Below are 23,123 nucleotides of genomic sequence, written 5' to 3'. Positions count from 1 at the left end.
CCCGTTCGGGTTATTTGCGTAGAAAATCGGCTTTCGTCCGGCACCAGTAATGTATCTTGATCTGTAAGGCCCAGAGCGGACGGCACCAGTCGAAGAGCAGGAAGAAACAACAGGATTTCTCGCCGGTTGCCTTTGCCGTTTTCCGGAAATTGTTCATGGTCAGTACAAAGCGGAGCAACCAGAGGATAGCGATGATACCGGTATACATCCATTCATAGTACCGGATGCTCATGATGAGTCCGATGAGGGTACACAGGTGGAACAGGGCGCATGTCCAGGTCTCCAGCCCGTTCATGAACCGGGCCGCTCCGTGATAGAATTTACCGGTGACCAGTCTGTTCACCTTGTCCTCGAACCAGATGCGTTTGAAGGGAGGAACTTTCTGTTCCATGAAGCTATCCGGATGCAGGGCGACGGCTGTATTCCCGGAGTCTGCCAGGGCGTTGATGAACAGGTCGTCGTCTCCGCGTTGCAGGGTAAGTTGGTCGGCAAATCCTTTGTGGCCGTTGTACATGTTTTTCCGGTATGCCAGATTCTGTCCGATACCCATGTAGGGATGTCTGTTCAGCGCCGCTCCCAGGTAACGCATGGCCTGGAACAGGTTATCGGCCTTGACACGTTTGCCGAAAAGTCCTTTCCCGCCGGTATATCCGCAATATCCCAGTACGATGTCCGTTCCTTCCTGAAAGTGTACGGCCAGGTGTTTCAGCCATTGGTCACTAACGGGTTTGCAGGTTGGTTCCGTTACGACAATCCAGTCGTACCGGCTGGCCTTGATTCCCATGGCGATACCCAGCTTCTTGCGGCTTACATACCGGGCGGTCTGCGGAATGAAGGTGTGGTACAGGTTCGGATAATCGTTCTCCAGCAATTTCAGGATCTCCTCATCTTCGCCGGCGGACTGGTCGTTGACCACAATCACTTCGTAAGTAGGGTAATCCTGGGTCAGGATGGACGGAAGGTTCTCTTTCAGAAGCTGGCCGGAGTCCTTGGTGACGATGATGACCGAGAGGGGAGGACAGTTGTCGGGAACCGTTTCGGTCTGCGCCTGCATGCGTGAGGCTCGGTACATCTTGGCATATACGCAGAACAGGTACATCAATTGTATGAGGCAGAAAAGTCCGCAAGCGCCGGTCAGCACCTGGCAGATGAGTGTATAATCCATAGCTGTCATATCTTTCTATCTTTTGAAATTCCTTACAAAATTAGAAGAAATAGTTGAATGATGAACGTTGAAAGGGCATATAAAAACTCCTTTTCTTTCGTCGGAGCCGATAAAACGTGACGTTGGAAAGAAAAGGAGTCGTTATTTTTTCAAGAAAGGCAGGACCTTAAATCAGTTCGTCGGAGGTATATCCTTTCGGCAGGGAACGGCAGTTGTAGGCCGAAGCCATGATTTCGCCGTAGGCACCGGCCGAACGGAGGGCAATCAGGTCGCCGCGTTTGGTCTTGTTCAGGTCGATGGCCTTGCCGAACACGTCCGAGGATTCGCAGATAGGACCTACTACATCGTAAGTCTCGGTCGGTTCGTCCGAAGTGATGTTCTCTATCTTATGATAAGCCTGGTACAGGGCAGGACGGATCAGGTCGGTCATACCGGCGTCTACAATCGCGAACTGCTTGTTTGTTCCTTGCTTGACGTAGATGACCTTGGTGATCAGGCTACCGCACTGGCCCACTACCGCACGTCCCAGTTCGAAGTGGAGGGTCTGTTGCGGACGCAGACGCAGGTGCTTGTGATAAGTCTTGAAATACTCGGCGAAGTCCGGAATCGGCTGGCGGTTCGGATGTGCGTAGTCGATGCCGAGTCCGCCGCCTACATTGATGTGCTCGACGATGATCTGGCGGGCAAAGAGCTTTTCCTGCAATTCGTTCACCCGGTTACACAGGGCGATGAAGTCGCCCATGTCCAGAATCTGTGAGCCGATGTGGAAATGCAGGCCCACGAACTTCACGTTGTTCATCGCCAGCGCGCGGTCAATGATCATGTCCATGTCCTCCATGCTGATACCGAACTTGTTTTCGGCCAGACCGGTGGTGATGTTGGCGTGTGTATGTGCGCCTACATCCGGATTGATACGGAAAGCTACACGGGCAATCTTGTTCTTGGCGGCGGCCAGTTCATTGATGACCTCCAGCTCGGGAACAGATTCAACATTGAAGCAGAAGATATCGTAGTCCAGTCCCAGGTTAATCTCCCAGTCTGTCTTTCCGACTCCGGCATATACAATCTTGCTGGCCGGAATACCTGCCTTGATGGCCGCCTTGATTTCGCCGCCGCTCACACAATCGGCGCCCAGTCCGCTTTCACGGATGATGCCCAGAATTTTCGGGTTGGCATTGGCCTTCACTGCATAGTGTACGCAGAACTTGTTGTACTTGCCACTCTCTTCCTTGATTGTCTGCAGGGTTTGTCGGAGCAGGTTCGCATCGTAATAATAAAACGGTGTTTCCAGTTCACGGAATTTATTCAAAGGGAAGATACCTTTCATAAATTTACTTGATACTTTTAAAGGGTTTTCTGAATATTGAGGTGATTAAAAAAAACGGATGATGGGCGCTCCGCGAGGCCGTATCATCCGTTTTTCTATAGTGTCAGGGTTATTTCTTGCCGTTGAAGAGCACGTCGCTCAATTCCTGGAGTGCTTTCTTCTTGTCCGATTCGCGGATCAGGAAAGAAATGTTGTAGTTACTGCCTCCGAATGAAATCATACGTACCGGAATATCCTTCATGGCGTCGAGTGCGCGGGCCTCGAAACCTACGTTTTCCCATTCTAAATCACCCACTACGCATACGATACACATGTCATGGTCAACGGTTACCGTACCGTACTTCTTCAGGTCATTTACGATTTCGTTCAGGTGTTTCGTATTGTCTATCGACATCGATACGCCTACTTCCGAAGTGCAGACCATGTCGATGGCGGTCTGGTAGCTTTCGAAGATCTCGAATACCTTGCGCAGGAATCCGTGAGCCAGCAGCATACGGCTGGATTTGATCTTGATGGCTGTTATGTTGTCCTTGGCGGCCACTGCCTTGATTTTACCTTTTTCCGTTTCGTTGGAAATCAGGGTACCCGGGGCAGAAGGTTCCATCGTATTCAGCAGGCGTACAGGGATATTGGCATATTTAGCGGGCTGTACACAGGTAGGATGGAGAATCTTGGCGCCGAAATAAGCCAGTTCTGCGGCTTCTTCGAAGTGCAGCTGACGCACCGGAGAAGTCTTGTCCACCACGCGCGGGTCGTTGTCGTGCATACCGTCGATGTCTGTCCATATCTGGATTTCCGAAGCGTTGACGGCCGCACCGATCAGGGATGCCGTATAGTCGCTTCCACCGCGTTGCAGGTTGTCCACCTCACCGTAGGCGTTGCGGCAGATGAATCCCTGGGTGATGTAGATTTCCTGACCCGGATGAGCTTCCAGCTGCTGTGCCAGTTTCTCGCGGATGTAGTTCAGGTCCGGCTCGCTGTTCTTGTCTGTCCGCATGAAATCCAGTGCAGGCAGCAGTGTCGCCTTGATGCCCTGTTCGCACAGGTAGTTGGTCACCATGTTGGTAGAAATGATTTCTCCCTGGGCCAGAATGACCTTTTCTTCGAACAAGGTAAAGATATCTTTTGTATAGGAACGGATGTAGTCAAATACTGATTTGACAAACTCCAGTGTCTTCTGTTTATATTCTTCCGTAGAATAAAGCTCATCAATGTGCTGTTTGTACTTGGCCTCCAGATTATTGATGATTTCATTCGCACCTTCAGGATTTTTCTTGTACAGATAATCCGAAATTTCAACCAACGTGTTCGTTGTACCCGACATGGCAGACAGAACTACAATTTTCTGTTCTCCGTCAGTAATCAATTTGGCCACATCTTTCATTCTTTGGGCAGAACCTACCGATGTACCTCCAAACTTTAAAACCTTCATTTTACGTTTCGAATTTTAAATGTTCTTATTATTATATTTCAGTTTGCAAATGTAAGAATAAAAATGCAGATGTCTGATATTTTTGTTCTTAAATTCACGTATTCTTTTAAAATTTTAGCCTTCTGTCACCGGAACGAGGCGATGGCTCTCACAACGGTATACTTTTCCGGGGTATTCTCCCAGCAGGTTCAGGTTGTGGGTGGTCATGATGATGGCCGACCCCTGGGCGCAGATTTCGCGCAGCAGTTCCACAATCATCCGTCCGGTCTCCACGTCCAGGTTACCCGTCGGCTCGTCGGCCAGCAGGATTTCCGGTTTGTTCAGGATGGCCCGGGCGATGACGATACGTTGCTGCTCGCCGCCCGATAGTTCGTTCGGCATCTTGTAGCCTTTGTTCTCCATGCCCACCTGCTTCAGGACTTCGTTGATGCGTTCCTCTATCTCATACTTCCGTTTCCATCCCGTAGCCTGGAGGACAAACTTCAGGTTGTCGTGTACGGTGCGGTCGGTCAGGAGCTGGAAATCCTGGAACACGATGCCCAGTTTGCGGCGTAGGGGAGCGATGTGTTTCCGTTTCAGCTTGCGCATGTTGTTCCCCAATACGGTCGCCTCACCTTCGGCTATCTCCAGTTCCCCGTAGATGGTTTTCAGGAAGGTGGATTTTCCGCTTCCTACTTTTCCGATGAGGTAGACGAACTCTCCTTTCTGGAGTTCGAAGTCGACCCCCTTCAGTACACCGAGTTCCTGCTGGTTGATGTCTACACCTTTATACGAAATAAGTACTTGCTCTTCCATCGGTTATCAGTGTTTTTTCCAGGATGGGCTGTGGCGTTCTTTCAGCTCGCGGGCCAGGTCTTCGATGCGGTATCCTTTCGAGGTCAGCAGGACGATGAGGTGATACAGCAGGTCCGAGCCTTCGTAAATCAGGCGTTCGTCGGTACCGTTGCACGCCTCGATGACGGTTTCTACGGCTTCTTCGCCCACTTTCTGGGCCATCTTGTTCACGCCCGACTTGAACAGGCTGGTGGTGTACGAGCCTTCCGGCATCTCTTCGTAGCGCTTGTCGATGAAGTCCTGTAGCTCTTTCAGGAACATGATGTCCTGTTCGTTCTTGTCGCCCCAGCAGGTGTCTGTACCCGTATGGCACACCGGACCCACCGGGTTCACCATAATCAGCAGCGTGTCGTTGTCACAATCGGCCTTGATGGACACCACGTGCAGGAAGTTGCCGCTCTCTTCGCCCTTGGTCCACAGGCGGTTCTTGGTACGGCTGAAGAAAGTCACCTTTCCGGTCTCTACGGTTTTCTGGTAGGCTTCCTGGTTCATGAAGCCCAGCATCAGTACCTTCTGGGTACTGTTATCTTGTATGATGGCCGGTATCAGGCCGTTCATTTTCTCGAAATCCAATTCCATGGTTGTATGTCTTTTTAAGTTATAATCTTACGTTGATTCCTTCGTTGCAAAGATAATGCTTTAATTCGGGTATCGGAATTTCTCCGAAGTGAAAAACGCTGGCCGCCAGTGCCGCGTCGGCTTTCCCCTCGAGGAACGCGTCGCGGAAGTGTTCTTTCTTTCCGGCGCCTCCCGAAGCGATGACCGGAATGCTGAGCAGGTCGCTGAGTTCGGCCAAGGCCTGGTTGGCATACCCTGTCTTCACCCCGTCATGGTCCATGCTGGTGAACAGGATTTCGCCGGCTCCGCGGTCGTTCACTTCCCGGGCCCATTCCATCAGGTAGCGGTCCGTTTCCACCCGTCCGCCGTTCAGGTAGCATTTCCAGCCCTTCTCGGTCTGCCGGGCGTCGATGGCCACCACGCACACCTGCGAGCCGAAATGGCGGGCGATGTCGTCCACCAGTTGCGGGTTCCGGATGGCGGCGGAGTTGATGGACACCTTGTCGGCACCGGCATTCAGCAGGCGGTCTACGTCTTGAAGCTCGTAGATGCCTCCACCTACCGTAAACGGGATGCTGATTTCGGCGGCTATCCGCTTCACCAGTTCGGTGAATGTCTTCCGTCCCTCGTGGCTGGCGGTGATGTCCAGGTACACCAGTTCGTCGGCTCCCTGTTCGCTATAGGCTTTCCCCAGTTCTACCGGGTCGCCCGCCTGGCGCAGGTTCACGAAATTGGTTCCTTTCACGGTTTGTCCGTCCTTGATGTCCAGACAGGGGATGATACGTTTGGCAAGCATAATCAGATGGAATTAAAGGAAACGTTTCAAATCGGTTAATGAAATCCGCCCTTCGTACAAGGCCTTGCCGAAGACGACGGCCGGTATGCCGGCTTCGTCCAGGGCGATGATGTCATCGATGGAGCTGACCCCGCCGCTGGCTATCAGGTGCAGGTGCGGGTGTGCTTCCATGATTTCCCGGTAAAGCGGAACGGAAGGCCCTTCCAGCATGCCGTCCTTGCTGATGTCGGTACAGAGCACGCGGGTGACACCTTTCTTTATATAGTTGTCCAGGAAAGGCATCAGTTCCAGCGAGCTTTCTTCTTTCCAGCCGTTGGTGGCTATCTTCCCGTCCTTGGCGTCGGCTCCCAGGATAATCTTCGGGGCGCCGAACTGGTTCAGCCATTTTTCAAACACTTCCGGCTGCTTCACGGCGATGCTGCCCAGGGTAACCATCTCGGCACCGTTGTCGAAAGCGATGGCCAGGTCGTTGCTGGTCTTGATTCCGCCACCGAAATCGATGATCAGCGAGGTCCGCGAGGCAATCTGCTCCAGGGTGCGGTAGTTGACGATGTGATGCGAAGCGGCACCGTCCAGGTCCACCACATGCAGGCGTGTCAGCCCGTGGGCTTCGAATTCCTTGGCTACCTCTACCGGATTCTCGTTGTATACTTTCTTTGATTCATAATCACCTTGGGAAAGGCGCACGCATTTCCCTTCAATAATATCGATGGCTGGTATTAATTCTATCATATCGGATGTTGTCAGTTTTAAAGGTTCAGGAAATTGGTCAGAATCCGTTCGCCTGTCTTTCCGCTCTTTTCCGGGTGGAATTGCGTGGCGTAGAAGTTGTCCTTCTGGATGGCCGCGCTGAACGGATGGATGTATTGGGTCTGTGCTGCCGTACATTCGTTGACAGGTACGTAGAAACTATGGACGAAATAGACGAATTCTTCCTTGTCGAAACCTTTGAACAGGTCCCCCCGTGTCTCGGTCAGTGTATTCCATCCCATGTGCGGTACCTTGTCCTCGTGCTGCTGGGGGTGAAAACGCTTCACATCGGTCTGGAAGATGCCCAGACAGTCTACATCGCCTTCTTCCGAATGGCCACACATCAGCTGCATGCCCAGGCAGATACCCAGCACGGGCTGCTTCAAGTCCTTGATCAGCTGGTCCAGTCCGGTCCGGCGGAGGTAATCCATCGTGGTGGCTGCTTCGCCTACGCCCGGAAAAATCACTTTGTCGGCTCCGGTCAGTTCTTCGGCATCGGCGGTAATCACGGGTTCCACTCCCAGGCGTCGCAGGGCATAATCTACAGAGAAGATGTTTCCTGCATTGTATTTGATGATTGCAACTTTCATTTTTCTTTCTTTTTGTGTCGTATAGCACATTTTTGCAAAAGTAACAAAATATTGGCATTCTCCTACGCAATCTTACAAAAAGTTGAGGGAGCTCGCTCTTTTTCTGTTCTTCCGATATTTGTTTATCGCGGGATTACGGACCGTGCGTCCCTGTTTGGATAGGGGAACGATTGAAGCCTTATCAATTTTTTCAAAAAAAAAGTGATGAAAACGCTTGCAGGTTCCGGAAAAATGCCTACCTTTGCAACCGCAATCGAGAGAGAAAGCAACTATACAAACATTCTGGTGCGTTAGTTCAGTTGGTTAGAATACATGCCTGTCACGCATGGGGTCACGGGTTCGAGTCCCGTACGCACCGCCTAAAGCCTTGATTTTCAACGAAATCAAGGCTTTTTTATTTGTGCTTCTCCCGTATCCGAAGTCATTCCTCCGTATGCTTACTTTGTATCTCCCGAATCCGTTTTCTTCTGAAGAAGAATCTCCCACAAACAACATGTCCGCAGGCGCTCCCGGCATACGGCAGCACTTGCGGACTATTCTGTCCGTGTCGTCTGTAGGTATCAGACGGCGGACAGGGATGTCATCAGAACAGGATACCGAGGCGGAAACCTACGTTGCCTTGTCCGTCGATGTCTCCCGTCAGCGTCTCTGTGCGGTTGGTGGCATAGCTGTAATAGGCGGCTACGTGGAATCCCCAGTTCTTTTCCCGGTTCGGATAGATTTTCAGGCCGATTTCCGGCGATGCATAGAAGCCCCAGCTCTTGTCGTAGAGACCTCCTGTGCCGAAATAGGTCGTATTCCGGGCGAACATGGTACCTAGCTTGACGCCCACGTACGGACGGACATGCGAGCCGTTGCAGAACGTGTAGGCGCCCGCAATACCGAAAGGCACCTGGAAGGCCGAACGTTGCTGGTCGGTGGTCAGGCTTTCGGTCGGGGAGAGGTGAAGGGTCTGGCGGCCCACATAGCGGTGGTTGGTGTGGAACGAAACGAAGGCTCCGACCGAGAAGTTGGGAGTCACGTCGTAAGCCCCTTCCAGGTTCATACCCCAGCCGCTGATCTTATCGGCGAAGTCGGTGGACAGGGGAGCGTTCATCTGCCAGTCGATGGCGAAGTGTACTTTCCGTTGTGAGGCGCAGCATTGTGCCTGTGCCTGCGGGAGGACGGTCAGCAGCATGCAGCCTGCCAGTACCAGTGTCCTCAGTATGGTTTTCGTAAAGGTTGTTTTCATTGTTTGCCTCCGTTTCTTAGTTGTTGGACTGAATGTAAGGTGATTGTTCGAATGCCTGGTCTACGGCTTCCGTCATCAGCTGGATGTTATAGCCGGAATAGTATTGGTAGCCGGATGAGTGGGCGTACCATACCACGGGCAACTGGGCCTTTTCGTCCCCTTCTTTGCCGCCATCGGACAAGTCCACCATTTCCATCACCAGCGAGTTGGTGTCATAGCTGTAGCTTACGGTGTACGGGTAGTACCAGCCTCCCCACCAGGGGCCCCAGAACCCGTAGTCCCACCAGCCTCCCCACCAGCCGGTAGTGACGTTCACCTGCTGGGCGATGTACGAAAGCTGTACACCCAGGTCGGCGTCCGCCTTCTGTGCCGGGTCGGTGATGCGTCGGTATCCGCGGCTGTTCATTTCGGCTTCTACGGCGGCGATAATCTTTTGCGCGTTCTCGTCCTTCCAGTAGGTAGCGTGATGGCTTCCGGCCTCCAGGATGCTGTCCGGCAGGAAATACGTCTGGAACTTGCCGAAATCCGTTTTACTGTCGTAGTCCGTATAGACTACCATGTTTGTGTCCAGTTGCCCCAGGTCGGGGTCTTTCTCGCACGACATCATACCCAATGCCATACAAGTCAATACTAAAATCTTTTTCATCATTTCTTCTGTTTTTGGTGAATGGAGAGAGGCCACACACGTACCTTTCCCCGGATATGTTTGTCAGGCGGACCGGCCGCTTTTGCCCTTAGAATGCTTTCCTTCCCGTTTTACTGCATGCGGACCGCGGAAAGTCCCCTGCTTTTATACTTTTTTTATGGATCTTTGCGTTCCGGTGTCTGGCAAGTCCGGCGGTTGGGTATCTTCACGCCGGGAGTCTCCGGGTCGTTCCCGTAAGGGGCGGGTAGGGGGTTAACGTAGCAGAGGCTGCCTCCGCAATGCGGATACAGCCTCTGCAAGTGATTGATTGGTAGGTATTCAGTGTTTTCGGTTACAGAACCGTTTATTTCTGCCGCGGAACCTCTATCCGTTTGCCGTCCGCCTGTACGGCAAACAGCCCGGTCCCCGTCAGGTCCACGCCCTCGGGGATGGTGTAGGAGAACCGGTTGAAGAAATACACCAGTTCGCCGTCGGCGCCACCCTTGCGCAGCTCGAAGGCCACCGCGTTCTCGCCGTTCGTCACCGTATACGTCCGTCCGGACACGGTATGGCAGACGGCGGTGCTTACCGGCTTCACGTCGCCCTCAAATTGGGTATAGTAGCCCGTGTCCGGCGCCGTGATGTCCAGTCCCATATCGCCCTCCTTGCGGTCCTCGATGTACTGGAACGCGTGCTTCGGTTTCGGGAACTGCTTCATGTAGTCCTTCGCCTCCTGTATCATCGCCTCCGTCACCCGGTAGTTCCAGGTTCCGTACTGGTCGATGGTGTCCTCGCCCGGAATGAAGAATCCCCACAGGTCGAAGAAGTCCGTCAGGTCCTCTCCGGCGGCCTCGCTCGCCCGCATGGCGAACTTCAGTTGGGCGGCACCCGGGTCACTCTCCACGATGCGGTCGGCACGCAGCAGCTTGAACAGCGTCTGCCAGAAATCCTTCTTGTGTCCGCAACGGTGGTAATAGTTCCAGAGCTGCCAGTTCATGCGCATGTGTATCTCCGTGTCCTCGCCCTGGTGGGTGGCATCGCCCATGTTGTACCAGGCTTTGTGGTATACGAAGCGCGAATCCGCCAGGTCGTCCAGCTCGCTTCCCCTTGAGCAGTATTTCCCCAGGCGGTAGAGCACATAGTTGGAGAACAGGTTGTTCGACGATTCCGTGCTTCCCGGCCAGTTGATGGCCGCCTGGTGGATGTGGCCGATTTCGTGGGCCGGACCCCACGCGTTGTCCTTGGCCGCCATGACGTTCTCCTTCAGCAGGATGTTGTTCAGGTACGTGTGTACGAATCCGATGCAGTAGTCCGTAGCCCACATGTAGCTGCCCTCGGGCGAGATGGCGAACAGGTGGTTGTTCATCTGCGAGGGATGCACGTCCTCGATGCCCATCAGCTCCTGTTCCCAGCCGATGATGTCGTCCCACAGGTGGATGGCCGACAGGATCTGGGTCGGCACGAACTCCCGCATCTTGTCCGTATGGAAGTAGAACATGATGCGTTCGCCGCGCACGCAGAAATACTTGTGGGTGGCCTTGCTCAGCAGCTCGGCATATTTCTCGTCCGTCTGGTGTTCCTTCAGGTCGAAGAAGCCCGTTACCGTACCGCTACCCGGCAGGATGTGTATCTTCACGGGCTGTGCTTCCGGGGCGGTCAGGTCCGTGTTATACATCACGAAGAGCTGTCCCTGGTTGCGCATGGTGAGCTTGTTCACCCCCGGCCGCAGGAAATAGATGTCTCCGCTCACGTTGGTCTGCCTGTATTCCTCGCCGCTCTCCCAGATGCTCTGCAGGGAAATCTGTTGGCCGTGTGTGTCGCCCACCAGCACCATGATTTCGTCGCCCTCCTGCACCGAGATGCCCGTCGGGTTGTCCAGGTTCCCGTATTTGCGGGTCATCAGCTTCTCCGCCCATTCCTCGGCGATGCTGTACGGGGCATAGGTACGGATGCGGAACTCCCGTTCATGGCTGTCGTAGGTATTGTCGCGCAGGGCTTTGGCCAGTGCAGCGAAATACTCCGGCAAGGCGTTTATCTCCTTCTCCGTCACCCCCTCCTTCAGGCCCGAGCAGGTGATGTCGCTGAATACCCCCAGCAGTTGCTTCTCCAGGTCGTTCTGCTGGTTGTAGCGGTAGAACTCCATCTCGTCGCAGCTCACGAAGTTGCCGGCCCCCGATTTCACGACGAACCTGATGCCCGTCAGCTTCTGGGTCTCCTTGAAGGTGATTTTCGAGGGGGCGTTCTGCATGCGGAAGTTGTACGATCCGTAAGGCTTCCAGTCCGAGTGTTCGGCATCCGTGGCTATCAGCAGGTCCAGTTCGCCGAAGTTCCCGTTGCCCGAGCGCGTATAATAGATAAGGTAGTCTATCTCGGTCCCCTCTTCGAAATAGTATTCCAGGGTCACCGGGAAGGCGGCCGACTGGTTCCAGACGGAATGGTAGGGTACACCCCCGTCCGAAGAGAATTTGCCGTCCCAGGTATTGTCGATGTCCTGTCCCGGCTGGCATTCGCTGGCCTTTCCTTCCGTCGGCTTGACCGCCGTATCCTGCACCACGGCGATGTCCGTATCGGGAACCGTCGGCGTTTCGTCGGGCAGCTCGTCCGTATCCTTACAGGCGGTGACCGACAGCAGTAGCAGGAACAATAAGGTGATAATCGTAGAATGATGTAGCGATTTTTTCATAGCATGTAGGTTGTAGAGGTTTTGATAATAAGGTTAAGGTTGGTAAAAGTGTTTGTCGTCCGGATGCGTTTCTCCGCCGACCGTTCAACACCCCTTTACCGCACTCGCGCAGGTAAAGCCTCCATTCTCTCAGTCTGCGCTCCTGGGCAGACCCTTTCATTTGCTTCTTTAGCATGGCTTTGTTAGTTAAGGTTATTAATCAGCGGACGGCACTTCGGCGTGTCCGTCCTTCAGGTTTAGTTTTCATGTATCCCGGTCGTGTCCGACCGTCGGTCCGTCAGACCCGTTCATCGGTTGCCGGTAAGTACCTGTCGGTAAATAGTCCGGACAACGCATCTGCTAGTCATTTGTGTCGGGTGTAAAAATAGCAGAACTTTCTGATAAAAAGAATGGATTTATCTGAATAAAAGATAATATTCCTTTAGCGGCATGTGTCAGAGGTAGGCAGGGCGACAAAAAAAGGGGAGCCGGCATCCTGTCTCCCCCCCAAAAAATGGTTCTGCCGTGACACCCGGTCCGTCCCGGTGTCCGGTATAAATGGTCAGATGGAATCCGTCGCCAGCGAGTCCAGTCCCGAGAGGCGTTTCACCAGCGAGTCTCGCAACACCTCGAAAGCCGGCATGTTGGCCGGGCTGATAGGCTTCTTCGGTTGCGACTTGATGAGCAGCGGGTTGATCGGCTTGCCGTTCTCGAACACCCGGAAATCCAGGTGCGGACCCGTCGACAGCCCTGTAGACCCCACGTAGCCTATCACCTCCTTCTGCTTCACTTCCGAGCCCACCTTGATGCCCTTGGCGAAGCGTGACAGGTGCATGTAGGTAGTGACGTATACACTGTTGTGCCTTATCTTCAGGAAGTTTCCGCCCCCGTTGGCCTGATAGCCCTTCGCGATGACCTTTCCATTACCGATGGCATACACCGGAGTCCCCGTGGGAGCCGCATAGTCCACCCCGTGATGGGCACGGTACCGGCGCAGTACCGGGTGGAACCGGCTGTTCGAGAAGCGTGAGGTGATGCGGTAGAAGTCCAGCGGAGCCTTCAGGAACGCCCCCTCCAGGCTGTTGTCCGTGGCGCCGTAATACAGCTCTTCGCCGTCCTGTACGAAGGGGATGGCATAATACACACTGTCCGAGTAGCGGAACGAAGCCGCCAGGATGTGGAAGTTGTCCAGTTCCTTGCCCTCCACGCATTCCTGTTCGTAGATCACCCGGAACTCATCCTCCTTCTGCAGGCTGAAGAAGTCGATGGTCCATCCGTAGATGTTCGAAAGCTCCATGGCGAGCAGGGGAGAGGTGTCCAGTTTCTGCATGGCCACCCACAACGACGATTCCACCTTGCCTCTGATTTCCTTCCGTTGCCATTCCACGGGGTTTTCTCCGCGGTATACCCGGCGTTGGTCGCGCAGGTCGAACACGATGTACGATTTCGGGTTCTCCTCGTAGACGAAGAAGCGTACCTGCCGCGTGCTGTCCTTCCGGTAGAATACGGCATACGATTGTCCGTCGCGTACCTTCCTCACATCGAACACCCCTTCCGATTTCTGGTTCAGTTCGTGGATGGTTTCGGTCGATACCCCGTGGTCGCCCAGGATGACGGAGAGGTTCTGTCCCGGCTTGACGATGCCGTAATTGATGTCATACCTGTCTACGGGGATGCCGTATTTGCAGACGATTTCTTCCACTTCCACCGAGTCCGTCACTTCCACCTCGTCCAGCGAATCGTTCACGCGCGGTTTCGGCCGGAAGATGAGCAGCAGGCCAACCACCCCGATGACTACGGCTGCCCCTATGCGTATTTTCTTGTTTTTGAATAGATTGTTTTTCATGGGTGCAAAGATAGGGTTTTCTGCTTTATGCCGGATAGAATCGGTCGTTTCTGTCACAGATTTTTTCTTCGTCCGCTTTCCCGTTTCCCTTCCGACTCTCTGTCGGCACCGTCAGTAACTTGCCTGTTAACATTTTAACTGAAAAAATACGGGCTTTTCCGTTGATGAAAACGAACGCACAAACAGCTGAAAACGAACTCATGTTTTTGTATAAACGAACTGACGTTTTCTGTCTTTAACATTTGGATATGGTTGTGTTTAGTATAAAATAATTACATTCATGAAGAATGTAATTGGATGCTTCCGATGGAGTCAGGGTTCACAAGGTTCATAGGTTCACTTGAGTGACCCTTTTTCGAACAGAAAAGATACGGAGCGGTAGTGGAACACGTGCTGCGTGAACTCTTCTCCGCCACCGACAGACCCGCAGAAGTCTATTACCGGTCAGCCCAAGGCATACTCGCCCTGGCACGTGATACCGAACCGGAAGTCTTCCTTCTGGCATGTCAGATAGCCATACAATACGGCAAGTGCAACTATCCGTTCATCAGCAATCTGGTAAAATCCAAATGTCAGGGTTACCTGGCACTTCAGAAAAAGGAGGATGGAGCCCGGCAGGCCGCTATACCTCTACATGCCAACATCAGGGGATCGCAAGCATACAAGTAACATATCATACCAGCTATTAAAACGGCACATCAATGGAAAAAATTCTATCATACCTCAGGGCCATGCGGCTGCTCGGTATGGCACGCACATGGCAGAACCTCATGGAAGCGCACAAGGCTGATTCAATTTCTCTGACCGACGGGATACGTCTGCTCATCCAGGGAGAGAATGACATGCGCATGTCCAACCGTACCCTTCGGCTCATCAAGAATGCCCACTTCCGTTATACGGTCACATTGGGCGAGATAAGGGCCGATTCGGTACGCGGTATCGAACAGTCACTTCTTAATGAAGTTGCCACATGTGACTATATCACACATGGTTACCCCATCATTATTACCGGACCGACCGGCACAGGAATGAGCTGGCTGGCTTCGGCTCTCAGTCACCATGCCTGCCTGTGTGGATACAAGGTCCGTTACTACAACGTGGTGAAACTCTTCGAAGACCTGACCATGGCACGTATCGAAAGCAGGCTGCCGAAACTCTTCGAACGGTTGTCGCAGTTCGACCTTCTCATCCTGGATGACTTCGGCATCAAGAAGCTCTCGACAGAACAGGTGCTGGATCTGATATTATCGAATATTACCTGACACGATTCCAGATTGAGTTTTGTTTTCGGGATTCCAAGCAGTTCACCGGACTCAGTGATTGTCAGGCGCGAGACTTGAAGAAGCTCGACTTCGCTTTCAATGCGTCACTGGCTTCAGTCAACATCGCCAAGGTTATGCAACAGCAATACCGTCCATCGCTTTCCATAGGACTGCTAAAAGCCTATTTGAGTAACATTTACATGCCTAGAAGAATTTTTAGCAAGTCCGGATTACGACCGAACAGAACGTTTAATACTAAACTTGTCAAAGAACCCTTTGGCATAGTGGCAGAAGCTGCTTAGCCGATATGATGAATCTTTAACGGACTATTGTCAGGAAGAAAGGCTGTAGAATTTACAGTGTTTGTCTGGTAAAGGGTCACTAAAGTGGACCCATGAACCTTGTGAACCCTAAACTGCATCTTCCGGTGGCTACCCGTTCAGCATGGCACGCATATCTCGTTTCAATTCCATAAGGTACGATTAAAAGGATGACAGCGAGAACTACCGGTTCCAGTTTGAACGTTTCAATTCCATAAGGTACGATTAAAAGTCGCATTCTTCCCGTACTGTGCGTAATCCTCCTTGTTTCAATTCCATAAGGTACGATTAAAAGTTAAAATTTTTTTCTATGGTCAAAAGGTCTCTATTTGTTTCAATTCCATAAGGTACGATTAAAAGAGAGAGGCGATAGGGCACCCTATACTGATAACTAGGTTTCAATTCCATAAGGTACGATTAAAAGGTATCAACAAAATCGGCCTTGAACTCCAGCGTAATGTTTCAATTCCATAAGGTACGATTAAAAGTACGGGAAAGACAGAGAGAATGTGCGCAAATGTTCGTTTCAATTCCATAAGGTACGATTAAAAGTCGCCCACTCCCGAAGTATGCGAAAATCTCTACTGCTGTTTCAATTCCATAAGGTACGATTAAAAGATAAAGCTATATCCTCATCAGTCCAATCAAGTATGTTTCAATTCCATAAGGTACGATTAAAAGGCCGCATAGAAATGGAACAGTTTTTCTATTTGTTCCGTTTCAATTCCATAAGGTACGATTAAAAGCGAAGTATTCATCCACGACTGGCTGTTTGAGTCTTTGTTTCAATTCCATAAGGTACGATTAAAAGTTCCTCACGCAACCGCATCCAGCAGGCTGCGGATGCGTTTCAATTCCATAAGGTACGATTAAAAGTAAAGAACTTTTGTTCTCAAAGAGACCTGACTATAGACGTTTCAATTCCATAAGGTACGATTAAAAGTGAACTGGAGATTATCAACTACTTGTTTCTTCCGCGTTTCAATTCCATAAGGTACGATTAAAAGAGTGCCATGATACTCGATGACAAGACAAAAAGTACCGTTTCAATTCCATAAGGTACGATTAAAAGGAATCTGGCTTTGCTCCTGTTCGCAGTACCTAACGGGTTTCAATTCCATAAGGTACGATTAAAAGGATCTTAGAAGTACATTCTATGATGATTTACCTTTGTTTCAATTCCATAAGGTACGATTAAAAGAGGACTTCTCAACATGCTGGATAATGCTTATTTCAGTTTCAATTCCATAAGGTACGATTAAAAGCCCGTGTTGGTGGCTGCTGACCGGTCGCCCGTGTTGGGTTTCAATTCCATAAGGTACGATTAAAAGATGTATACACAAACACAAAATAATAGCTATTATGATGTTTCAATTCCATAAGGTACGATTAAAAGATCGTATCGACGGCCGCAGAAACAGGAAGTGAGCTTCGTTTCAATTCCATAAGGTACGATTAAAAGTAACAGGTATTGAAGGTAAAGCGAAAGGTTCATTGTTTCAATTCCATAAGGTACGATTAAAAGTCCAGCTGCCGCGATGAAAGGGGCAAAATTATCTACGTTTCAATTCCATAAGGTACGATTAAAAGCAAAAAGAAAAAGACGTACCCTATCCTTACATTCGTTTCAATTCCATAAGGTACGATTAAAAGAAAGAGAAGAAGACAATGGTCATGTTCGGATTCAATTGTTTCAATTCCATAAGGTACGATTAAAAGTTAGGTGCCGCAGCCGGACTTGCATCCGGTGTCTTGTTTCAATTCCATAAGGTACGATTAAAAGTAGTATGCTATCAGACATTTCTGTTACAGATATGCGTTTCAATTCCATAAGGTACGATTAAAAGTCTGAAGAAGTGCAGATTAACCCTCCTATAGAACTGTTTCAATTCCATAAGGTACGATTAAAAGATCGACCGGAATCGTGTCGTTGGTGACAAGCGAAGTTTCAATTCCATAAGGTACGATTAAAAGCTTGTCCAGATAGTCTTGTCTGGCCAACAACTTAGTTTCAATTCCATAAGGTACGATTAAAAGGTGGCCGGACAATCGAAAGCATGAAGGTGGAAAGGAGTTTCAATTCCATAAGGTACGATTAAAAGATACGGGCAATGTCACAATTAAAATTGAGAATTAGTTTCAATTCCATAAGGTACGATTAAAAGATACCCAGGTCAAACCCGTGCTGCACAAACGATTTTCGTTTCAATTCCATAAGGTACGATTAAAAGTACACAAATATGTAAACCTGGTGAATTTTATGCAGTTTCAATTCCATAAGGTACGATTAAAAGGAATATACTTACAAGTTGGAGTTCCAGACCGGAGAACGTTTCAATTCCATAAGGTACGATTAAAAGTAAACGTATATCCGGATGATACAACCCAGATACCGTTTCAATTCCATAAGGTACGATTAAAAGATTGTCTGCTCTAGTTAAGGCTCACAAAGATGATTGTTTCAATTCCATAAGGTACGATTAAAAGATGGATTGCTTTCTGACAGGCATTTACTTCATCTGTTTCAATTCCATAAGGTACGATTAAAAGTAAGTCGTTCTCCCACAACTGTTGCAAGAGCATTTGTTTCAATTCCATAAGGTACGATTAAAAGTAAGGTGTGCAGAACGGCCCCCATACCTTGTCGTTCGTTTCAATTCCATAAGGTACGATTAAAAGGAAACTTGCACCGCACCTGTTTCATCCGTTTTTTCGTTTCAATTCCATAAGGTACGATTAAAAGATTAAAAAGGTTACAAGAACTTGTAGGTGCACATGAAGTTTCAATTCCATAAGGTACGATTAAAAGTTTCTTAGGCGTAAGCGAGACCTTCCAGGTAGAAGTTTCAATTCCATAAGGTACGATTAAAAGCAAACTGAAAGGATATACTAGTGCCGGTATACCGTAGTTTCAATTCCATAAGGTACGATTAAAAGACGAATATAGATATTTCTCAACAGCGTCGATAGCATGTTTCAATTCCATAAGGTACGATTAAAAGATACCTGATACAAGCTCTAATGATATAGGGACAGAGTTTCAATTCCATAAGGTACGATTAAAAGACCGAACAAGCTGCAAACATCGTACAACATCTTTAGTTTCAATTCCATAAGGTACGATTAAAAGAAGGTGGATGTAAACGCATGGCCAAGGCCATGGGTGGTTTCAATTCCATAAGGTACGATTAAAAGGCCGCATCGGCGGCCACGTGCTCCCGTCAGACGTATGTTTCAATTCCATAAGGTACGATTAAAAGTCAGACGAGCACGCTGGATTGCTTGTGCCTGTGTCTTGTTTCAATTCCATAAGGTACGATTAAAAGGGGACAACCTTCCCGGCCACCTGCAGGTATAGCTCGTTTCAATTCCATAAGGTACGATTAAAAGCTCTTTAAGTCCTAACAGGAACCTGTCCAACTTTGTTTCAATTCCATAAGGTACGATTAAAAGTCCGTGAGTCCCGCTTTCGGCTCCAGGTATAGCCTGTTTCAATTCCATAAGGTACGATTAAAAGTATGTTTAACAGCTTTATCATGTAATGCTTTATGCGTTTCAATTCCATAAGGTACGATTAAAAGCAGCCAGCAGGCATACAACCGCCTGCTGAAATGTATGTTTCAATTCCATAAGGTACGATTAAAAGAACCTCCTTCCCGGCACGGTCTAACATATCCTCCAGGTTTCAATTCCATAAGGTACGATTAAAAGTCCAAATCCGGTAACGTATCAACCTGTGCGGATTTAGTTTCAATTCCATAAGGTACGATTAAAAGACATGAAGAAAGTCAGCACAGGAGCTGATGTAACATGTTTCAATTCCATAAGGTACGATTAAAAGTGTGTTCCGAAAGTTCGTCCAGATCTTCCTTTATCGTTTCAATTCCATAAGGTACGATTAAAAGCGTCAGCGGCCGCATCGGCGGCCGTGTGGTCACATGTTTCAATTCCATAAGGTACGATTAAAAGGCCGGCTACACCGCAACTCAGAATACTATCTAACCAGTTTCAATTCCATAAGGTACGATTAAAAGCCCGTTGTTCTATCAGCTAAATCTTCACTGAAAGGTAGTTTCAATTCCATAAGGTACGATTAAAAGCGTGTATTGCTTGGCGGTTGCACCTTCGTAGTCGTGTTTCAATTCCATAAGGTACGATTAAAAGAGAAATAACGTCGAGGTGCTGTTCCATGATGTGATGTTTCAATTCCATAAGGTACGATTAAAAGTACACACTGGTAGGAACGTAGGCCCTGATTTCTTGTTTCAATTCCATAAGGTACGATTAAAAGTCAAGATTTCGTAAGCTACGATTTCGGAGATGAGGTTTCAATTCCATAAGGTACGATTAAAAGCATTTGAAACTGAACGCATCGTAATGATGAGACCTCGTTTCAATTCCATAAGGTACGATTAAAAGCAGGATTCTCTAGATTTATACTATCAGTATTTAGATGTTTCAATTCCATAAGGTACGATTAAAAGCTAAAAGATACAAAGAGCCGATAGTTTGCAGGATTTAGTTTCAATTCCATAAGGTACGATTAAAAGCGCAGGGTTATCCTATTAATTGCGGTAGAATACTGTTTCAATTCCATAAGGTACGATTAAAAGATCTGTCCTTCTGAACGTTTACGCAAATAGATCTGCGTTTCAATTCCATAAGGTACGATTAAAAGAACAATACAAATAAGTCATAACGTAATAAAACAAAAATGTTTCAATTCCATAAGGTACGATTAAAAGACGGTAAGCAGCGACTGATCTCCGCTGTACACACGTTTCAATTCCATAAGGTACGATTAAAAGCTCCAGTAGACACTAAAGGAAGACCACTCAGATACGTTTCAATTCCATAAGGTACGATTAAAAGTCTCTCTCCAGTCTTCCTTCACGTCGGCTGTGATGGTTTCAATTCCATAAGGTACGATTAAAAGTATACAGATGTGCGTCTTTCACGCCCGATTCTATCGTTTCAATTCCATAAGGTACGATTAAAAGGACATTGACGGTGACGGTATTGTAGAACCGTTTGAAGTTTCAATTCCATAAGGTACGATTAAAAGGTAATACAAATTATGCTATTACAACACTTGTAAATGGGTTTCAATTCCATAAGGTACGATTAAAAGAGCACTGAATGCGGTTACAATCGAAGCCATGCGACGTTTCAATTCCATAAGGTACGATTAAAAGACCACCTTTAGAATACGTAAGAAACATAGAATGCTGTTTCAATTCCATAAGGTACGATTAAAAGCCACCAGGCCGGCTGCGGATAGTAAGGTTTCAGCAGTTTCAATTCCATAAGGTACGATTAAAAGCATGAAGACACAGAATTATTGCATATCCATCGATGTTTCAATTCCATAAGGTACGATTAAAAGCAGGAAGTTGGTATCACAAACGAGGATATCGCCGATGTTTCAATTCCATAAGGTACGATTAAAAGTGAGCTACGATTTCGGAGATGAGCGATATCTACACAGTTTCAATTCCATAAGGTACGATTAAAAGCTTGCCTCCGACCTCCGGTTCAGATATAGACGCAACCGTTTCAATTCCATAAGGTACGATTAAAAGTTTCCATCAAGGCGGACGGGAAAGACCTGCTAAACAGTTTCAATTCCATAAGGTACGATTAAAAGAACGTGTAAGCGTGTTTGTATCTGTGATGATATAGTTTCAATTCCATAAGGTACGATTAAAAGTGTTTTGGGGTCAAGCGGCTGGCAAGTTGGGTGAAGGTTTCAATTCCATAAGGTACGATTAAAAGGTTATACCATGTACTTTATCGCCATGGCTCAGACGTTTCAATTCCATAAGGTACGATTAAAAGAACTATGTGGCCGCAAACGAGGTTTATAATTCAGTGTTTCAATTCCATAAGGTACGATTAAAAGGTCATCAGCAGAGCGGCCGCATCAGCGGACGCATGTTTCAATTCCATAAGGTACGATTAAAAGGGCGGCGGATTTCCGGGTAGGTGATAAAGACTACTTGCGTTTCAATTCCATAAGGTACGATTAAAAGGAAACAATCAGACCTCCCATCTTGTTGTTAGCCTGTTTCAATTCCATAAGGTACGATTAAAAGATACCCGTGTTTGTCTTGAGATATAGTCCTTTCAACTGTTTCAATTCCATAAGGTACGATTAAAAGCCATAATTAGATAGTGTTCTGTACAGCGGTGTATTGTTTCAATTCCATAAGGTACGATTAAAAGCGTGCCGCCGCTGCACCTAGGGAACTCCCTCCCCCAGTTTCAATTCCATAAGGTACGATTAAAAGTCATGCAGGTATAGTGATTTGGCGGCGGAATATACGTGTTTCAATTCCATAAGGTACGATTAAAAGCCAAATGCCCCTGACCTGCAACGGTGGCATCATTGGTGTTTCAATTCCATAAGGTACGATTAAAAGCCAGTTTAACCAGCGCCAATCGTTTATCTAATATGCGTTTCAATTCCATAAGGTACGATTAAAAGAGCAATATATCAGCCTCATTAGCACGAGCCTTAGTTCGTTTCAATTCCATAAGGTACGATTAAAAGTCTGAATGATTCTCAACTTCGTGTACTTATGAATTGTTTCAATTCCATAAGGTACGATTAAAAGCCTGTACGGTCATATTCCGGCACAGCATAGTCAGTGTTTCAATTCCATAAGGTACGATTAAAAGCTTCGGTAAATTGACTTTCAAAAACCTTTTCACCGGTTTCAATTCCATAAGGTACGATTAAAAGTCAATGTTGCAAACTCAACATCATGTGTACCTTGGTTTCAATTCCATAAGGTACGATTAAAAGTACCATAACCAAGGTAATTCAACAACTTAAAAGACGTTTCAATTCCATAAGGTACGATTAAAAGCAAACGATATTGCTCCACATTTTCCGGTTTACAATGTTTCAATTCCATAAGGTACGATTAAAAGTTCGTTTTCCAAGCTATACCATGTTCTTTATCGGCAGTTTCAATTCCATAAGGTACGATTAAAAGGTATATCGGCATCGGTGATACCTACGTACTGGGATTTCGTTTCAATTCCATAAGGTACGATTAAAAGCATTCGTGAAAGAGTTTTGCGCTCAAAGAGAGTTAGTTTCAATTCCATAAGGTACGATTAAAAGACGTGATATATATAGGGTGGCCTATAATTTCCCGCAAGTTTCAATTCCATAAGGTACGATTAAAAGCCGTGAGGTTGTTCAATCTAGCCCGCTGGATAGCCGTTTCAATTCCATAAGGTACGATTAAAAGAGGGAAACCAGTGCAGTCGGTATCATATAATCACCTGTTTCAATTCCATAAGGTACGATTAAAAGTGCCTTACGAAGAAGAAAAGGCAGATAGAACTACAGGGTTTCAATTCCATAAGGTACGATTAAAAGTTGCGGTTGCTGGAATATGCTGGACAGCATGTTTTTGTTTCAATTCCATAAGGTACGATTAAAAGTATGACTGTAATTACTTCCATGGTGGCCTAAATCGTTTCAATTCCATAAGGTACGATTAAAAGACGATAAAACCGTTGCAGGCATGGGTCATCTAGCATTGTTTCAATTCCATAAGGTACGATTAAAAGCCACCGCTGGGCACTCCGTGCCCAGCTCTGCTTGGTTTCAATTCCATAAGGTACGATTAAAAGAGTTATATCATGTTCTTTACAGGCATGGTTCCGACGTTTCAATTCCATAAGGTACGATTAAAAGCGGCTGATTGG

The 23,123-nt window shown here is 48.2% G+C and carries 13 protein-coding genes, 1 tRNA gene, 1 pseudogene and 1 CRISPR repeat array (1 of these 16 running past the window's edge); of the genes and pseudogenes, 3 read left to right on the top strand and 12 right to left on the bottom strand.

What is annotated here, in order from left to right; translation table 11 throughout:
• Positions 1-10: 10 nt before the first annotated feature.
• The 8 genes and pseudogenes from C510_RS0105565 to hisH all read right to left on the bottom strand — a co-directional run bounded on the left by C510_RS0105565 (position 11) and on the right by hisH (position 7,452).
• Positions 11-1,174, bottom strand: a complete 1,164-nt coding sequence (locus C510_RS0105565) for a glycosyltransferase (protein ID WP_018710349.1) — start codon at positions 1,172-1,174, stop codon at positions 11-13.
• A gap of 157 nt (positions 1,175-1,331) precedes the next feature.
• Complete coding sequence (lysA, locus tag C510_RS0105560) at positions 1,332-2,492, bottom strand: diaminopimelate decarboxylase (protein WP_018710348.1); 1,161 nt, start codon at positions 2,490-2,492, stop codon at positions 1,332-1,334.
• A 109-nt stretch (positions 2,493-2,601) separates the two neighbouring features.
• A complete protein-coding gene (locus tag C510_RS0105555) occupies positions 2,602-3,924 on the bottom strand; it encodes an aspartate kinase (RefSeq protein WP_018710347.1) in 1,323 nt (440 codons plus the stop codon).
• A gap of 114 nt (positions 3,925-4,038) precedes the next feature.
• Complete coding sequence (locus C510_RS0105550; protein WP_018710346.1) at positions 4,039-4,719, bottom strand: cell division ATP-binding protein FtsE; 681 nt, start codon at positions 4,717-4,719, stop codon at positions 4,039-4,041.
• Positions 4,720-4,725: 6 nt separating this feature from the next.
• Positions 4,726-5,343, bottom strand: a pseudogene (hisIE, locus tag C510_RS0105545) (bifunctional phosphoribosyl-AMP cyclohydrolase/phosphoribosyl-ATP diphosphatase HisIE); the annotation flags it as partial.
• Positions 5,344-5,356: 13 nt separating this feature from the next.
• Positions 5,357-6,112 (bottom strand): imidazole glycerol phosphate synthase subunit HisF, encoded by a 756-nt coding sequence (gene hisF, locus C510_RS0105540; RefSeq protein ID WP_018710344.1) that lies wholly within the window; start codon positions 6,110-6,112, stop codon positions 5,357-5,359.
• Between the two features lie 12 nt (positions 6,113-6,124).
• Entirely contained in the window at positions 6,125-6,844 is a 720-nt protein-coding gene (gene hisA, locus C510_RS0105535) for a 1-(5-phosphoribosyl)-5-[(5-phosphoribosylamino)methylideneamino]imidazole-4-carboxamide isomerase (RefSeq protein ID WP_018710343.1), read from the bottom strand.
• A 17-nt stretch (positions 6,845-6,861) separates the two neighbouring features.
• Positions 6,862-7,452, bottom strand: a complete 591-nt coding sequence (gene hisH / locus C510_RS0105530; protein ID WP_018710342.1) for an imidazole glycerol phosphate synthase subunit HisH — start codon at positions 7,450-7,452, stop codon at positions 6,862-6,864.
• A gap of 284 nt (positions 7,453-7,736) precedes the next feature.
• On the opposite strand from hisH, the gene C510_RS0105525 reads away from it, so the two are divergent.
• A tRNA-Asp gene (locus tag C510_RS0105525) sits at positions 7,737-7,810 on the top strand.
• A gap of 225 nt (positions 7,811-8,035) precedes the next feature.
• On the opposite strand, the gene C510_RS0105520 is transcribed toward C510_RS0105525, so the two are convergent.
• From C510_RS0105520 to C510_RS0105505, 4 genes are all read right to left on the bottom strand, one after another.
• Positions 8,036-8,683: an outer membrane beta-barrel protein gene (locus tag C510_RS0105520; protein ID WP_018710341.1), complete on the bottom strand. Its 648-nt coding sequence runs from the start codon at positions 8,681-8,683 to the stop codon at positions 8,036-8,038.
• A gap of 16 nt (positions 8,684-8,699) precedes the next feature.
• Positions 8,700-9,329 (bottom strand): DUF4136 domain-containing protein, encoded by a 630-nt coding sequence (locus C510_RS0105515; RefSeq protein WP_026320118.1) that lies wholly within the window; start codon positions 9,327-9,329, stop codon positions 8,700-8,702.
• Between the two features lie 343 nt (positions 9,330-9,672).
• Complete coding sequence (locus tag C510_RS0105510; RefSeq protein ID WP_025892577.1) at positions 9,673-11,991, bottom strand: M60 family metallopeptidase; 2,319 nt, start codon at positions 11,989-11,991, stop codon at positions 9,673-9,675.
• A 541-nt stretch (positions 11,992-12,532) separates the two neighbouring features.
• Entirely contained in the window at positions 12,533-13,816 is a 1,284-nt protein-coding gene (locus C510_RS0105505) for a peptidoglycan DD-metalloendopeptidase family protein (protein ID WP_018710338.1), read from the bottom strand.
• A gap of 381 nt (positions 13,817-14,197) precedes the next feature.
• On the opposite strand from C510_RS0105505, the gene C510_RS0105495 reads away from it, so the two are divergent.
• Positions 14,198-14,485, top strand: coding sequence for a hypothetical protein (locus C510_RS0105495; RefSeq protein WP_018710336.1), 288 nt, complete (start codon positions 14,198-14,200; stop codon positions 14,483-14,485).
• A 32-nt stretch (positions 14,486-14,517) separates the two neighbouring features.
• The gene (locus tag C510_RS0105490; protein WP_025892579.1) at positions 14,518-15,078 is read left to right on the top strand and encodes an ATP-binding protein; all 561 of its coding nucleotides are present in this window, start codon (positions 14,518-14,520) and stop codon (positions 15,076-15,078) included.
• 460 nt (positions 15,079-15,538) lie between these two features.
• Positions 15,539-23,123: a CRISPR direct-repeat array (repeat unit 29 nt; unit sequence GTTTCAATTCCATAAGGTACGATTAAAAG); it runs 505 nt beyond the window's last position.

Source organism: Phocaeicola barnesiae DSM 18169 = JCM 13652 (assembly GCF_000374585.1).
GTDB classification, from domain to species: Bacteria; Bacteroidota; Bacteroidia; order Bacteroidales; family Bacteroidaceae; genus Phocaeicola; species Phocaeicola barnesiae.
Note: the sequence above shows the minus strand (reverse complement) of the source record. Positions and strands in the feature narration are given on the sequence as shown.